The 13,729-nt window shown below is 71.4% G+C and carries 15 protein-coding genes; 11 read left to right on the top strand and 4 right to left on the bottom strand.

The genetic code is table 11. The annotated features are described in order from the left end of the window. Positions 1 to 5: 5 nt before the first annotated feature. Positions 6 to 503: a GbsR/MarR family transcriptional regulator gene (locus tag ACFY1S_RS13140; RefSeq protein WP_387116515.1), complete on the bottom strand. Its 498-nt coding sequence runs from the start codon at positions 501 to 503 to the stop codon at positions 6 to 8. A gap of 91 nt (positions 504 to 594) precedes the next feature. On the opposite strand from ACFY1S_RS13140, the gene ACFY1S_RS13135 reads away from it, so the two are divergent. Next, positions 595 to 1,491: an ABC transporter ATP-binding protein gene (locus ACFY1S_RS13135; RefSeq protein ID WP_364369402.1), complete on the top strand. Its 897-nt coding sequence runs from the start codon at positions 595 to 597 to the stop codon at positions 1,489 to 1,491. After that, entirely contained in the window at positions 1,488 to 3,161 is a 1,674-nt protein-coding gene (locus ACFY1S_RS13130; RefSeq protein ID WP_387116512.1) for an ABC transporter permease, read from the top strand. Before ACFY1S_RS13135 ends, ACFY1S_RS13130 begins: the two co-directional genes overlap by 4 nt. Before the next feature lie 102 nt (positions 3,162 to 3,263). On the opposite strand, the gene ACFY1S_RS13125 is transcribed toward ACFY1S_RS13130, so the two are convergent. Then, positions 3,264 to 3,599 (bottom strand): STAS domain-containing protein, encoded by a 336-nt coding sequence (locus ACFY1S_RS13125; protein ID WP_007454492.1) that lies wholly within the window; start codon positions 3,597 to 3,599, stop codon positions 3,264 to 3,266. Positions 3,600 to 3,753: 154 nt separating this feature from the next. On the opposite strand from ACFY1S_RS13125, the gene hemL reads away from it, so the two are divergent. Genes hemL through ccsB form a run of 6 tightly spaced genes read left to right on the top strand, consistent with a single transcriptional unit; the run spans position 3,754 to position 9,730 of the window. Next, complete coding sequence (gene hemL, locus ACFY1S_RS13120) at positions 3,754 to 5,091, top strand: glutamate-1-semialdehyde 2,1-aminomutase (protein WP_364369395.1); 1,338 nt, start codon at positions 3,754 to 3,756, stop codon at positions 5,089 to 5,091. 5 nt (positions 5,092 to 5,096) lie between these two features. Then, entirely contained in the window at positions 5,097 to 5,744 is a 648-nt protein-coding gene (locus ACFY1S_RS13115) for a histidine phosphatase family protein (protein ID WP_354815974.1), read from the top strand. Beyond that, positions 5,744 to 6,313, top strand: a complete 570-nt coding sequence (locus tag ACFY1S_RS13110) for a TlpA family protein disulfide reductase (protein WP_387116507.1) — start codon at positions 5,744 to 5,746, stop codon at positions 6,311 to 6,313. Before ACFY1S_RS13115 ends, ACFY1S_RS13110 begins: the two co-directional genes overlap by 1 nt. Beyond that, on the top strand, positions 6,313 to 7,131 hold the full coding sequence (locus tag ACFY1S_RS13105; protein WP_387116504.1) for a cytochrome c biogenesis CcdA family protein: 819 nt from the start codon (positions 6,313 to 6,315) through the stop codon (positions 7,129 to 7,131). The genes ACFY1S_RS13110 and ACFY1S_RS13105 overlap by 1 nt, the downstream gene beginning before the upstream one ends. After that, entirely contained in the window at positions 7,131 to 8,756 is a 1,626-nt protein-coding gene (locus tag ACFY1S_RS13100; protein WP_387116501.1) for a cytochrome c biogenesis protein ResB, read from the top strand. The genes ACFY1S_RS13105 and ACFY1S_RS13100 overlap by 1 nt, the downstream gene beginning before the upstream one ends. Continuing rightward, the gene (gene ccsB, locus ACFY1S_RS13095) at positions 8,756 to 9,730 is read left to right on the top strand and encodes a c-type cytochrome biogenesis protein CcsB (RefSeq protein WP_387116498.1); all 975 of its coding nucleotides are present in this window, start codon (positions 8,756 to 8,758) and stop codon (positions 9,728 to 9,730) included. Before ACFY1S_RS13100 ends, ccsB begins: the two co-directional genes overlap by 1 nt. Positions 9,731 to 9,854: 124 nt before the next feature. On the opposite strand, the gene ACFY1S_RS13090 is transcribed toward ccsB, so the two are convergent. Then, positions 9,855 to 10,097, bottom strand: coding sequence for a hypothetical protein (locus tag ACFY1S_RS13090; protein ID WP_387116495.1), 243 nt, complete (start codon positions 10,095 to 10,097; stop codon positions 9,855 to 9,857). 67 nt (positions 10,098 to 10,164) lie between these two features. Further along, a complete protein-coding gene (locus ACFY1S_RS13085) occupies positions 10,165 to 10,641 on the bottom strand; it encodes a MarR family winged helix-turn-helix transcriptional regulator (RefSeq protein ID WP_387116492.1) in 477 nt (158 codons plus the stop codon). Positions 10,642 to 10,714: 73 nt separating this feature from the next. Here ACFY1S_RS13085 and ACFY1S_RS13080 point away from each other — a divergent pair, with 73 nt between their 5' ends. From ACFY1S_RS13080 to mqnP, 3 genes are all read left to right on the top strand, one after another. Then, on the top strand, positions 10,715 to 11,269 hold the full coding sequence (locus tag ACFY1S_RS13080) for a carboxymuconolactone decarboxylase family protein (RefSeq protein ID WP_387116490.1): 555 nt from the start codon (positions 10,715 to 10,717) through the stop codon (positions 11,267 to 11,269). A gap of 75 nt (positions 11,270 to 11,344) precedes the next feature. Then, positions 11,345 to 12,805: a menaquinone biosynthesis decarboxylase gene (locus tag ACFY1S_RS13075; protein WP_387116487.1), complete on the top strand. Its 1,461-nt coding sequence runs from the start codon at positions 11,345 to 11,347 to the stop codon at positions 12,803 to 12,805. Then, positions 12,805 to 13,716 (top strand): menaquinone biosynthesis prenyltransferase MqnP, encoded by a 912-nt coding sequence (mqnP, locus tag ACFY1S_RS13070; protein WP_387116484.1) that lies wholly within the window; start codon positions 12,805 to 12,807, stop codon positions 13,714 to 13,716. The genes ACFY1S_RS13075 and mqnP overlap by 1 nt, the downstream gene beginning before the upstream one ends. Positions 13,717 to 13,729: the final 13 nt, after the last annotated feature.

The following is a 13,729-nucleotide window of genomic DNA, read 5'->3' as shown; positions in this document are numbered from 1 at the left end:
GGCGGTCAGGCCTCGCCGGGTCGGGCATGGCCGGTGGCGGCCCGACGGACCCGCCAGCGTTCACCCAGCGAGTCGATCTCTTCCTGGACGAAGACGAAGAAGTCGCGCATCTCGGCCACCCGTTCGCCGGCGGGCGTGTCGGGGCCGTTGAGGGCTGCCACTCCGCCGTCGGCGACGTCGATGAAGGTCTTGTAGAGCCCGGTCTTGGTGATGGTGGCCTCGTACCAGGGGTTGTCAGGCATCCGGTAGCGGTCCCGGCGGGAGCGGGGGACCGGCTCGCGGATCAGCATGCCGAACTGGGTGAGGTAGCGGACGGCACCGCTGACCGCGGCCGCGCTCACCCCGAGCCGCTCGCCGATCTCGGCGGCGGTCAGCGGATCGTCGGCGCTCATCACCGTGAACAGCACCCGGGCGGCCATCCGCGGGAAGCCGACCTCGGCGAAGGTCAACGCCATCCGCTCGACGAAGAGGTGCACCGGGTCGTGGCTGTCGCCGGCTGCCATGGTGGTCCCCTTCCGTGTGTGGTGTAGCCCTCGATGGTGCCGAGGTCTCACAGTCTTCACAACTTCGTGAAACGAGTGTAGCTTCCGATGTATGGAAACTCCCATTTCGGTGTCCGGCCTGGTCAAGACCTTCGGCCGGACCCGGGCGCTCGACGGTCTGAACCTGACCGTCCGCGCCGGCGAGGTGCACGGCTTCCTCGGCCCCAACGGCGCCGGTAAGTCGACAGCCATCCGGGCGCTGCTCGGCCTGCTGCGGACCGACGCCGGGACCCTCCGCCTCCTTGGTGGCGACCCGTGGCGCGACGCGGTGGCCCTGCACCGCCGGCTGGCGTACGTGCCGGGCGACGTCACGCTCTGGCCCAACCTCTCCGGCGGCGAGGTCATCGACCTGCTCGGCCGGATGCGCGGCGGCCTCGACCCGGCCCGCCGGGCCGAACTGCTCGACACCTTCGAGCTGGACCCCCGCAAGAAGGGCCGGGCCTACTCCAAGGGCAACAGGCAGAAGGTCGGCCTGGTGGCGGCCCTCGCCTCCGACGCCGAACTGCTCATCCTGGACGAGCCCACCTCCGGCCTGGACCCCCTCATGGAGGAGGTCTTCCAGCACTGGGTCCGCCGGGCGAAGGCCGACGGCCGCACCGTGCTGTTGTCCAGCCACATCCTGGCCGAGGTGGAGGCGCTCTGCGACAGGGTGACGATCATCCGCAACGGACGGGACGTGGAGACCGGCACCCTGACCGAGCTGCGTCACCTGCGACGCACCTCGATCGAGGCCGAGCTGACCGGACCGGTGGACGGGCTGGGCCAGCTCACCGGCGTACACGACCTGCGGGTGGACGGGAGCCGCGTGCGCTTCGACGTCGAGAACGCCGCGCTGGACGCCGCGCTGCGCCGGCTCACCGAGATCGGCGTACGGAGCCTGGTCAGCCAACCGCCGACGTTGGAGGAGCTGTTCCTGCGGCACTACCAGGCCGAGCAGGTGCGGTCGTGAGCGCGAGGAGTGAGCCGGGCCTGCGAGCCCCGCAGTCGCGAACGAAACGCAGATCAGCGACCGCGCTGACCGGCACCCGGCACCTGGTGCGGCTCATCCTGCGCCGGGACCGGGTGCTGCTGCCGATCTGGATCCTGCTGCTGGCGGTGCTTCCGGCCAGCTACGCCGGCACGTACGCCGAGCTGTACCCGACCGCCGCCGAGCGGGCCGCGTACCGGGCCGGCACGGCGAGCAACCCGTCGATCGTCGCACTGCTCGGCCCGGTGTACGGCGACAGCGTCGGCGCGCTCACCGTTCAGCGGGCCGGCCTGCTCGCCCTGGTCGTCGCCCTGGTCAGCGTGCTCACCGTGGTGCGGCACACCCGTACCGAGGAGGAGGCCGGTCGCCGGGAGTTGCTCGGCGCGACGGTGCTGGGCCGGTACGCCGGGCTCACCGCCGCGCTGCTGGTGACGTACGCGGCGAATGTGCTGCTGGGTCTGCTCACCGCCGCCGGCCTGGTCGCCGCGGGCCAGCCTGGTGCCGGTTCGCTGCTCTTCGGCGCGGGGGTGGCGCTCACCGGCATCGCCTTCGCCAGCGTCGGCGGGTTGGCCGCGCAGCTCACCGAGAGCGCCGGGGGTGCGCGCGGGATCGGCCTGGGCGTGCTCGGGTTGGCGTTCCTGCTGCGGTTGGGCGGCGACGCCGGCGGGTCGGGCGGCACCGGCGGGAGCGCCGAGTGGCTGAGCTGGCTCTCACCGCTGGGCTGGGCGGCCCGGGGGCGGGCCTTCGCCGACGAGCGGTGGTGGGTGCTGCTGCTTCCGGTGCTGTTCAGCGTGGCTGTCGCGCTCGTCGCGTACCCCGTCTCGGTGCGTCGTGACCTCGGCGCCGGAGTGTTCCCGCCCCGGCTCGGCCCGGCGAGCGCCGGTCGTGGGCTCACCGGCCCGTTCGGCCTGGCCTGGCGACTGCACCGGGGTCAGTTGCTCGGGTGGACCGTCGGCTTCGGGCTGCTCGGCCTCGTGCTGGGCGGCGCGGCTGACGCGGCCGGCGACGCGGTGCAGGGCAACCAGCAGGTCGCCGAGATCCTGGCCCGCCTCGGCGGCACGTCGGCGCTCGCCGAGGCGTACCTCGGTGGGACGTTGAGCCTGACCGCGCTGGCCGCCGCCGGGTACGGCATCCAGGCCGCGCTGCGGGCGCGGGCCGAGGAGACCGCCGGGCGGGCCGAGCCGCTGCTCGCCACCCGGGTGAGCCGGACCCGCTGGCTGGCGGCGCACCTGCTCTTCGCGCTGCTCGGCCCGGCGCTGGTGCTGGCCGTGGCGGGGCTCGCCACCGGGCTGGCGTACGGCCTCAGTGTGGGTGACGTCGGCCGTGAGCTGCCCCGGATGCTCGGTGCCGGGCTGGCCCAGGTGCCTGCGGTCTGGGTGCTGGCCGGGTTGGCGGCGCTGCTGGTGGGCTGGCTGCCCCGGTTCTCCGGTGCGGCATGGGCGGTGCTCGCGGGTTGCCTGTTGCTCGGTCAGTTGGGCGCGGTGCTCAAGCTGAGTCAGTGGGCGCTTGACGTCTCCCCGTTCACGCACACCCCGCAGGTCCTGGGTGACACCTGGACGGCAACGCCGCTGGCGGCGCTGACGATGATCGCGGCGGCGCTCCTGGCCCTGGCCCTGCGCACGTTCCGATCCCGCGACATCCCCACCCTCTGACCCACCTGACCCGCGCCGATCATGAGGCTGGCGGGTGGTACGGGCACCTGATCGCCCGTCAACCTCATGATCAACGGCGCTTGACCGGCGGCGTGCGGGTTGTCAGCCGGTGGGTTGGTCGTTGCGGATCATCAGGGCGCTGCGCAGGCCGGTGATGTCCAGGACGCGGATCAGGAAGTCGCCCACGTGGGTGAGCATCAGCAGGCTCTGCGCGTGGCTGGCCTTGCGGCTGAGGACGACGAGTGTGCCCAGGCCCTGCGAGTCGCAGAACGTGACGCCACCGAGGTCGAGCACGATGCGCGGCGGCGGGTCGGCCAGCACCTCGTTGACGACTGTGGAGAGCTGGGCGGCCGTGAGCATGTCGATCTCACCGGCCAGGCGCAGCACTGCTTCGTCGCCCGTCCGGTGTAGCGTGATGGACAGTTCGGCACGATCCACCCGGTCAGCCTAGCGCGATCCAGGCGACCCGGCCTGTCGAGGCCGCGAGCCGCGCCCGACGGGCTCCGACGAGCGCCGATGGCGGGTGAGCCCGGTAACCCCGGCCCGGGGTGGCTGCTGGTTGGCCGTTCGGCGCTGACACAATGGCGGCATCGTGACCGACATCGTTTCCGCCGGATCTGGCCGTTACCCGGCCGACGCGCCGGCCTCCGAGGCCCTGTTCGACCGCGCCCGCGCCATCGTGCCGGGCGGGGTGAACTCCCCCGTGCGTGCCTTCCAGGCGGTCGGCGGCGCCCCACGTTTCATGGTCCGTGGCGAGGGCGCGTGGCTGTACGACGCCGACGATCGCCGCTACGTCGACCTGGTCTGCTCGTGGGGTCCGCTGATCCTCGGGCACGCCCACCCGGAGGTGGTGGACGCCGTGCAGGCCGCCGCCGCCCGGGGCACCAGCTTCGGCACCCCCACCCCCGGTGAGGTGGAGCTGGCCGCCGAGCTGGTGGACCGGACGCCGATGGAGCAGGTACGCCTGGTCAACTCCGGCACCGAGGCGACCATGTCGGCGATCCGGCTGGCTCGCGGCTTCACCGGCCGCTCCAAGATCGTCAAGTTCGCTGGCTGCTACCACGGCCACGTCGACGCGCTGCTCGCCTCCGCCGGGTCCGGCGTGGCCACCCTCGGCCTGCCCGACTCGCCGGGCGTGACGGGCGCGGCGGCCAGCGAGACGATCGTCCTGCCGTACAACGACATCCGGGCCGTCGAGGAGGCCTTCGCCGCCGAGGGCCAGCACATCGCCGCGGTGATCACCGAGGCGGCCGCCGGCAACATGGGCGTGGTGGCCCCCCGCGACGGCTTCAACCAGCAGCTCGCCCGGATCGCCCACGCCCACGGTGCGCTGCTCGTGGTGGACGAGGTGATGACCGGGTTCCGGGTCTCCCGCGCCGGGTGGCACGGCCTCGACGCCTCCGACGCCGACCTGTGGACGTACGGCAAGGTCATGGGGGGCGGCCTGCCCGCCGCCGCGTTCGGCGGGCGCGCGGAGATCATGTCGCGGCTCGCGCCGGCCGGCCCGGTCTACCAGGCCGGCACGCTCTCCGGTAACCCGCTGGCCTGCGCCGCCGGCCTGGCCACGCTGCGGCTCGCCGACGACGCGCTCTACCGGCGCCTCGACGAGACGGCCGCCGTCGTGGGCAAGCTCGCGTCCGACGCGCTTGCCGCCGCCGGGGTCCCGCACCGACTGTCGTACGCGGGCAGCATGTTCTCGATCTTCTTCACCGACGCCGACGTCGTGGACTACGACAGCGCCCGTACCCAGCAGGTGCCGGCGTTCAAGGCGTTCTTCCACGCGATGCTCGCCGCCGGCGTCTACCTGCCGCCGAGCGCGTTCGAGTCGTGGTTCGTGTCGGCGGCGATCGACGACGCCGCTCTGGAGCACATCGCGGCCGCGCTGCCGACGGCGGCGAACGCGGCGGCAGCGGCTGGTCACGGGGGGTAGCAACGGTGAGCAAGACGACGGTCCACGTGCTCCGGCACGGCGAGGTGCATAACCCCGACCAGATCCTCTACGGCCGGCTGCCCGGTTTCCGCCTGTCCGAGCTGGGTGTGCAGATGGCCAAGGCCGCCGCGGAGGGTCTCGCCGAGCGGGAGATCGTGCACGTGGTGGCCAGCCCTCTGGAACGCGCCCAGCAGACCGCCGAGCCGATCGCCGCCCAGTTCGGGCTGCCGGTCGGGGTGGACGAGCGGCTGATCGAGAGCGCCAACTGGTTCGAGGGCAAGAAGGTGTCCCCTGGTGACGGGTCGTTCCGCGACCCGCGCAACTGGTGGGTGCTGCGCGACCCGGTGACGCCGTCCTGGGGTGAGGCGTACCGGGTGATCGCCGAGCGGATGTTCGCCGCCGTGCACGCCGCCCGGGTCGCCGCCGAGGGGCGCGAGGCGGTGCTGGTGTCGCACCAGCTCCCGATCTGGACGCTGCGCCGGTACGTCGAGCGCAAGCGGCTCTGGCACGACCCGCGCAAACGGCAGTGCGGGCTGGCCAGCCTCACGTCGTTCCACTTCGACGGCGCGAAGGTGGTGGGCATCGGCTACAGCGAGCCCGCCGCCCACCTGATCGCTCTCTCCGCGACAGCCCGGACGGCCAAGGGGGCCTGATGAACGCCCGGAGGTGGACCGCCGGTCTGCTCGCCACAGTCGCCGCGGTGGCGCTTGTCGGCTGCACGTCGTCCAAGGGGCAGGAGAAGACCTGCACGACCACCACCGACGGGATCTTCGAGTGCGCGCCGGACCAGCGCTCGGCCCCGCCGAAGCTCGCCGGTGAGCTGCTCACCGGCGGCACGTACGACGTCAACCAGGCCCGTGGGCAGGTCGTGGTGGTCAACTTCTGGGGCTCCTGGTGCGCGCCGTGCCGCGCGGAGGCCGACGACCTGGAGGCTACCTACCAGGCCACCAAGGCTTCAGGGGTGACGTTCCTCGGCATCAACGTCCAGGACTCGCGGGACAAGGCCAAGGCGTTCGAGGAGGGCCGGGTCACCTATCCGAGCCTCTTCGACCCGTCCAGCCGGTTGGCGCTCGACCTGGACATCCCACCGAACACCGTCCCGGCGACCGTGGTGCTCGACCGGGACGGTCGGACCGCCGCCGTGATCCGGGCAGCGGTCAAGCAGGAGGGTCTGCAACCGATCGTCGAGCGGATCGCCGCCGAGAAGCCGACCCCGAACTGATGGGCGAGACCTTCCGGGAGTTGGCGCTGAGCGGGCCGCTCCTGCTCGCCATCGGCGCGGCGGCACTCGCCGGCCTGGTCAGCTTCCTGTCCCCGTGCGTGCTCCCGCTGGTCCCCGGCTACCTGTCGTACGTCACGGGTCTGGCCGGCGCGGACCTCGAAGGCCGCCGGCCTCAGGCGGACCCGGCGCCCGGCGGCATCGGGGGCGTCGCGGTCCGGGAACGGTCCGCCGTGGTGGCCGTGAAGGGTCGGGTGCTCGCCGGGACGCTGCTCTTCATCGCCGGCTTCACAGTCGTCTTCGTCGCCACCGCGATCCTGTTCGCCGGCATCGGCCGGGTCTTCTTCGAGTACGAGCGGCAGATGGAGATCGTCGTCGGGGCGCTGATCATCGTGCTCGGGCTGGGCTACCTCGGGATGATCCCGGCGCTGCAACGGGAGTTCCGGATCTCCCGGCTGCCGTCGGCGGGGCTGCTGGGCGCACCGGTCTTCGGCGCTGTCTTCGCGCTCAGCTGGGTGCCCTGTACCGGCCCGACGCTCGGCGCGGTGATGGGGATGGCGGCCACCAGCGGTCAGAGCGACCGTGCCGTGGTGCTCGCCGTGGCGTACTGCCTCGGGCTGGGGCTACCGTTCGTCGTGTTCGGGCTGGGCTTCCAGCGCCTGCTCGGGGTCTTCCGCGCCATCCGGCGCAACAGCCGCTGGGTCACCCGGGTCGGCGGCGCCCTGCTCATCCTGATCGGCCTGGCGCTTGTCACCGGTGGGTGGCAGAGCTTCGTGATCTGGTTGCAGACCACCGTAGGGGTGGGCGAGGTGAGCATCTGATGACTGTCGTCGACGACCGGCCGGAGGCCGAGGCACCGGCACCCCGGCGCCGGCCCAACCGGCTGCTGGCCCTGCTGCGCAACTCGTGGCGACAGCTCACCAGCATGCGTACGGCGCTGATCCTGCTCTTCCTGCTCGCGGTCGCCGCCATTCCCGGCTCGGTGCTGCCGCAGCGCGGGATCAGCCCGGAGAAGGTCAACCAGTACTTCGTCGACCACCCCGACTGGGCGCCGCGACTGGACCGGATCGGCGCGTTCGAGGTCTTCGGCTCGGTCTGGTTCTCCGCCATCTACCTGCTGCTGTTCACCTCGCTGATCGGCTGCATCACGCCCCGCCTGCGCGATCACGTCCGGGCGCTGCGGTCCCGGCCGCCTGTCGCGCCGAAGCGGCTGGCGCGGCTGCCGCAGCACACCGTGCTGCCCGCCCCGGCCGGCGGCGCGGCGGCCGTCGCCGAGGTGCTGCGCAAGCGGCGCTGGCGCGTGGAGGTACGCGGCGACGAGGTCTCCGCCGAGAAGGGCTACCTCAAGGAGACAGGCAACCTGCTGTTCCACACCTCGCTGATCGCGGTGCTGATCGGCGTCGCGCTCGGCTCGTGGTACGGCTGGAGCGGCAACCGCCTGCTGGTGGCGGGTGCGGACAACGCGTTCTGCAACACCCGTCAGCAGTACGCCGAGGCGAAGCTCGGCCCCCGGGTGGACAGCGCCGACCTGCCCCGCTTCTGTCTGCGGCTGGACGACTTCCAGGCCCGGTTCCTGGACAGCGGTCAGCCGGAGTTCTTCAACGCCACGGTGACCGTCGACGGCCCCGACGAGCCGACCCGCCGGGCGGACTTCTCGGTGAACGCGCCGCTGCGCCTGAACGACGCGAGCGTCTACCTGCTCGGTCACGGGTACGCCCCGGTGATCCGCTACACCGACCGGTTCGGTCGCAGCCAGACCAGCACCACGCCATTCCTCACCACAGGCGACATGGGCCTGACCGGCGAGGGGCTTGCCGCCTTCCCGGACGCCAACGTCGACCCGAAGACCGGCAAGCGGGCACCGGACCAGCAGATGGCGTTCACAGGCATCTACCTGCCCACCGCGCCGCAGCAGGCCCCCTTCGTGCGCTCGGAGTACCCGACCGAGCGCAACCCGGCGCTGAACCTGGTCGCCTACCGGGGCAACCTCGGTCTGGACGCCGGCATCCCCGGCTCGGTCTACCAACTCGACCAGCGGCAGGTACGCGCCGGCAAGGTCAAGGAGGTAGGCACCAAGCTGCTCCGCAAGGGGGAGAGCTGGACGCTCGACGACGGCACGACTGTCGAGTTCCTGGGCACCGAGCGGTACGTCACCCTCTCCGTCCGGCACGATCCCGGCTCGACGATGCTGTTGGTGAGCTGTGGTTTCCTGCTGGTCGGGCTGATGGGCTCGCTGTTCGGCAAGCGCCGCCGGGTCTTCTTCCGGGTGGTGCCCGCCGACCCGGCGGAACGATCTCCGACGAGCGGTAGTAGCTTGATGGAGGCCGGTGGGTTGCCGCGCACCGACTATCCAGGGTTCGCCGACGAGTTCGCACAGCTTGTCGCCGCTGTCCGCGGTGACGAACAGGCGGCCGGGCGGGCCGGCGCGCGAGAAGGAGCCGAGTGATGTCCGCACTCTCCGACAATCTGGTGACCTTCGCGATCCTGGCGTATCTGATCGCGATGATCGGCCACGCCGTGGAGTACGCGCTGGGCAACGCGCGTACCCGGGTCGCCGCCGCGGCTCCCGTACGCGAGCTGGTCGGTGCCGGTGGCGGTGGTGTCGTCCTGACGCCGCCCGCGCCCGTACCGTCGTCGCCCGCCGCCGACCGCCCGGCGGCACGTGCCCGACTCGCGGGCCTGATCGGGGTGGGCGCCACGGCTGTCGCAGCCGCCCTGCACCTCGCGGCACTTGTCACCCGCGGTCTCGCGGCCGACCGGATGCCGTGGGGCAACATGTACGAGTTCGTGCTCACGGTGACGTTCATCGGGGTCGCGGCCTGGCTTGTGGTGCTCTGGAAGCGGCCGTCGCTGCGCAAGCTCGGCCTGTTCCTCACCCTGGTGATGGTGCTGCTCGTGGCCACCGCCGAGCTGGTGCTGTACGTGCCTATCGTGCCGCTGGTGCCGGCCCTGAACTCGTACTGGTTCGTCATCCACGTGTCGACGATCGTCTTCGCATCAGGCATCTTCCTGTTCGGCGCGGTGCCGGCGGTCGGCTTCCTGATGCGCAGTGGGTACGAGCAGGGCAAGCGGAGCTTCCCGTACACCCTCGCCAAGCGGCTGCCCGGCGCGGCCAGCCTGGAGCGGCTGACCTTCTCGCTGCACGCCTTCGCGTTCCCGATCTTCACGTTCGCGGTGATCGCCGGCGCGATCTGGGCCGAGGCGGCCTGGGGGCGGCCGTGGGGCTGGGACCCGAAGGAGACCTGGGCGTTCATCTCCTGGGTGGTGTACGCCGGCTACCTGCACGCCCGCGCCACGCCAAGCGTGAAGCGCAACGTGGCCACCTGGATCGCGGTGGTCGGCTTCCTCACGGTGCTGATGAACCTGTTCGGCGTGAACATCTTCTTCACCGGCCTGCACTCGTACGGCGGGCTGGACTGACCCTCTCGACGATGTGCGGGCCGGCAACGGATGACTCCGTGACCGGCCCGCGTCGTTCCGCCAGGCTCGGTCAGCTGTGCCAGGTCCGCGGGCGCCGGGACCAGCCCGACCGGCACCCCTGATCCTAGTGATCAGCTGTGACGATTCTCGATCCCGTCGCGGTGTGGATCCGTGCCGATCGCCAGTTGCGCAGCGTCCGCTCGACCTGGACGGTGACCTGGTAGGACACCTCCGGCAGATCGGCCAGCTCGATCCGTTCCCCGCGCATGGCCAGCTGCGAGTGCAGCTCCCTGGCGACGGCGTCGCGGACCGCGACCAGCAGGGGAGACAACCCGTCCGGGTCGCCGACGACGTACGCGTCCGACATGCCATCAGTCTGCGCCCGAGCGGCCGTGGCACGCCAGGGCCGGTGAGATGTGCCCGCCGGGCTTGACTCAGCCGCCGAACCAGCCGGGCATGTCCAGGCGGAACCAGTTGGCCGAGGCCATCGTGCGCAGGTCGTCCTCCATGGCGTCGACCCGTTCCGTGCCGAGGGTGTCGGCCCACCGCGCGCGCAGCCGGTCGAAGATCTCCGCCGAACGGCGCAGCCCGTCGGCGCCGCGCGGAGTCACCCGGACCAGCCGGCGTCGGGCGTCGCGGGGATCGTCAACCCGCTCCAGGTAGCCGACGGCGACCAGCCGGTCGATGGTCTTGCCGGCAGCCTGTTTGGAGATGCCGAGCCGCTGGCCCAGTTCGGTGGCGGTGGTGCCGTCCGCGCCCACGGCTTGGAGCACGAACCCGTGCAGCGGCCGCAGCTCGGGATGTCCTTCCCGGGCCAGCTCCGCGTGCAGGTCGTCGATCAGCGTCCGGAAGCCGGCGAGCAGCAGCAGTGGGAGCTGGAAGCCGGGCCGGGTCGGGTCATCGGTTGCCATGTTCGACAACCTCGTTTACTATTTGGTCAACCACATTGACTATCTTACGGTCCCGGCAGGAAGTAGGTAACCCATGCCCGTCTTCACCGCCCACACCCCCGAGACGGCGCCAGCCGCCGCCCGGCGAGCCATCGAGGGGGTACGCAACCGCTTCGGCTGGCTGCCCACCCCGGTGGCGCTGATGGCCGAGTCGCCGCAGCTGCTCGCCGGCTTCCTCGCCGCAAGTGCCGGCTTCGAACAGACGACCCTCGCACCCCTGGAACGGGAGGTCGTCATCCTCACCATCTCCACCAGCCACGAATGCCACTTCTGCGTCGCCCTGCACACCGGCAAGCTCACCGCGCTCGGCGCCACCCCCGAACTGGTCGCCGCGCTGCGCGCCCGCACCGCCCTGCCCGAGCCGAGGCTGGAGGCGCTGCGCCGCTTCACGCTCGCCGTGCTCCACCACCGGGGCGCGGTGCCCGACGACGAGCTGGACGACTTCCTCGCCGCCGGCTACCTGTCGCGGCAGGCGCTTGACGTCGTGCTCGGCGTCGGCGCGTACACCATGTCGACGTTCGCGAACCGGCTCACCCGCGCGCCGCTCGACCCGCCGCTTGCCGACCACGCCTGGACACCCGCGGCCTGACCAAAGGGGCGTCCGGGCGTATGTCACAGCACCCGGCTTGGGCCGTGCCGCACCGGGTGCGGGAGACTGGCGGGTATGGCGGCTCGTGGCTTCCCGTACACCGATCTCAAGGACTTCCTCGCGGCGCTCGAGCGCGCGGGGGAGCTGCGCCGGGTCACCGTTCCGGTCGATCCCACCCTGGAGATCAGCGAGGTGGTGACCCGGACGGTGCGGGCCGGCGGGCCGGCGCTGCTCTTCGAGCGGCCGACGCGGGGTGAGATGCCTGTGGCGGTCAACCTCTTCGGCACCGAGAAGCGGATGGCCATGGCCCTCGGGGTGGAACGCCTCGACGAGATCGGCGAGCGGATCGGCGACATGCTCAAGCCGGAGCTGCCACAGGGCTTCTCGGGCATGATGGGCGGCCTCGGCAAGGTCATGCAGCTCAAGTCCATGCCGCCCAAGAAGGTCAAGACGGCCCCCTGCCAGCAGGTCGTCTACCGCGGCGACGACGTCGACCTCAACCGGCTGCCCGGGTTGCAGGTCTGGCCCGGGGACGGCGGGATCTTCCACAACTTCGGGCTGACCCACACGAAGGACCCGCAGACCGGCAAGCGCAACCTCGGGCTGTACCGGCTCCAGCAGCACTCGCACAACACGATCGGCATGCACTGGCAGATCCACAAGAACTCCACGGCGCACCACGCGGTCGCCGAGCGGCTCGGGCAGCGGCTGCCGGTGGCCATCGCCATCGGCGCCGACCCGGCGGTCGCCTACTCGGCGAGCGCGCCGCTCCCCGCCGAGATCGACGAGTACCTGTTCGCCGGGTTCCTGCGCGGCGAACGCGTCGAGATGGTCGACTGCCTGACCGTCCCGTTGCAGGTGCCGGCGCACGCGCAGATCGTGCTGGAGGGCTACATCGAGCCGGGCGAGCGCATGCCCGAGGGGCCGTTCGGCGACCACACAGGCTTCTACACGCCCGTGGAGCCGTTCCCGGTGATGCACATCGAGTGCATGACCATGCAGCGTGATCCGGTCTACCACTCGATCGTCACGTCCCAGCCGCCGCAGGAGGACCACGGTCTCGGCAAGGCCACCGAGCGGATCTTCGCGCCGCTGCTGCGCTTCCTGATCCCGGACATCGTCGACTACGACCTGCCGGCGGCCGGCGTCTTCCACAACTGCGCGATCGTGTCGATCCGTAAGCGCTACCCGAAGCACGCGCAGAAGGTCATGAACGCGATCTGGGGCGCGCACATGATGTCGCTCACGAAGCTGATCGTGATCGTGGACGAGGACTGCGACGTGCACGACTACAACGAGGTGGCGTTCCGCGCCTTCGGCAACGTCGACTACGCACGGGACCTGCTGCTCACCGAGGGCCCTGTCGACCACCTCGACCACGCCTCGTACCAGCAGTTCTGGGGCGGCAAGGCAGGCGTCGACGCGACCCGCAAGCTGCCGACCGAGGGCTACACCCGGGGTTGGCCGGAGGAGATGCGCATGAGCCCGGAGGTCACGACCCTGGTCGACAAGCGCTGGAAGGAGTACGGGATCTGATGGCCGTTCTCGACGCTCCGGCCGAGAAGCCGGGCCGGGTCAAGTCCTTCCTCAAGCTCGTCGCGATCGAGCACTCGGTGTTCGCGCTGCCGTTCGCGTACCTGTCGGCTCTGACTGCCATGCAGGTTTCCGGCGGGCGGGTGCGGTGGCTCGACCTGCTGCTGATCACCGTGGCGATGGTCGGGGCGCGGACGTTCGCGATGGCCGCCAACCGGATCCTCGACCGGAGCATCGACGCGCGGAACCCGCGTACCGCCAACCGGGAACTGGTCACTGGTGCGGTGAGCGTGCGGACGGCCTGGACCGGCGCGGCCGTCGCGCTAGTGGTCTTCCTCGCCGCCGCCGCCCTGCTCAACCCGCTCTGCCTGGTGCTGGCGCCGCTCGCCGTGGTGCCGCTCGTGGTCTACCCGTACGGCAAGCGGTTCACCAACTGGCCGCACGCCATCCTCGCGATCGCCCAGGCGGTCGGCCCGGTCGGCGCCTGGCTGGCGGTCACCGGCACCCTGGACGGCTCCTGGCCGGCCTGGCTGCTGGGTGCCGCGGTCGGGCTGTGGATCGGCGGGTTCGACCTGATCTACGCCTGCCAGGACTCCGAGATCGACAAGGAGATCGGCGTGCACAGCGTGCCCGCCCGGTACGGCAGGCGCTTCGCGCTGCACGCCTCCACTGTCGCGCACGTGGTGACGTTCGAGCTGTTCGTCTGGTTCGGCGCGCTCATCGGGTTCGGCTGGCTCTGGTGGGTGGGGCTGGCGCTTACCGCAGTCGCGTTCGGCTACCAGCACCTGGTGGTCAGCCCGACCGACCTGAGCAAAGTCAACCGTGCGTTCTTCACGGCAAACGGGTTCGTCGGCATCGCGCTGTTCGTGTTCGCCCTGCTCGACCTCGTGGTGCGGCTGGGGCTGCGCGCCTAGCGCCTTTCGCGGC

The organism is Micromonospora sp. NPDC000663, from assembly GCF_042898105.1.
Classification (GTDB): Bacteria; Actinomycetota; Actinomycetes; order Mycobacteriales; family Micromonosporaceae; genus Micromonospora.
The sequence above is the reverse complement of the archived record's forward strand: the minus strand, read 5'-3'. Positions and strand labels throughout refer to the sequence as shown.

Coding starts and splice junctions, on each gene's coding strand:
- ACFY1S_RS13100 (WP_387116501.1), top strand. CDS start 7,131: ATGACTGTCGTCGACGACCGGCCGGAGGCCGAGGCACCGGCACCCCGG.
- ACFY1S_RS13085 (WP_387116492.1), bottom strand. CDS start 10,641: ATGGCAACCGATGACCCGACCCGGCCCGGCTTCCAGCTCCCACTGCTG.
- ACFY1S_RS13135 (WP_364369402.1), top strand. CDS start 595: ATGGAAACTCCCATTTCGGTGTCCGGCCTGGTCAAGACCTTCGGCCGG.
- ACFY1S_RS13080 (WP_387116490.1), top strand. CDS start 10,715: ATGCCCGTCTTCACCGCCCACACCCCCGAGACGGCGCCAGCCGCCGCC.
- mqnP (WP_387116484.1), top strand. CDS start 12,805: ATGGCCGTTCTCGACGCTCCGGCCGAGAAGCCGGGCCGGGTCAAGTCC.
- ACFY1S_RS13090 (WP_387116495.1), bottom strand. CDS start 10,097: ATGTCGGACGCGTACGTCGTCGGCGACCCGGACGGGTTGTCTCCCCTG.
- ACFY1S_RS13140 (WP_387116515.1), bottom strand. CDS start 503: ATGGCAGCCGGCGACAGCCACGACCCGGTGCACCTCTTCGTCGAGCGG.
- ACFY1S_RS13075 (WP_387116487.1), top strand. CDS start 11,345: ATGGCGGCTCGTGGCTTCCCGTACACCGATCTCAAGGACTTCCTCGCG.
- ccsB (WP_387116498.1), top strand. CDS start 8,756: ATGTCCGCACTCTCCGACAATCTGGTGACCTTCGCGATCCTGGCGTAT.
- ACFY1S_RS13110 (WP_387116507.1), top strand. CDS start 5,744: ATGAACGCCCGGAGGTGGACCGCCGGTCTGCTCGCCACAGTCGCCGCG.
- ACFY1S_RS13105 (WP_387116504.1), top strand. CDS start 6,313: ATGGGCGAGACCTTCCGGGAGTTGGCGCTGAGCGGGCCGCTCCTGCTC.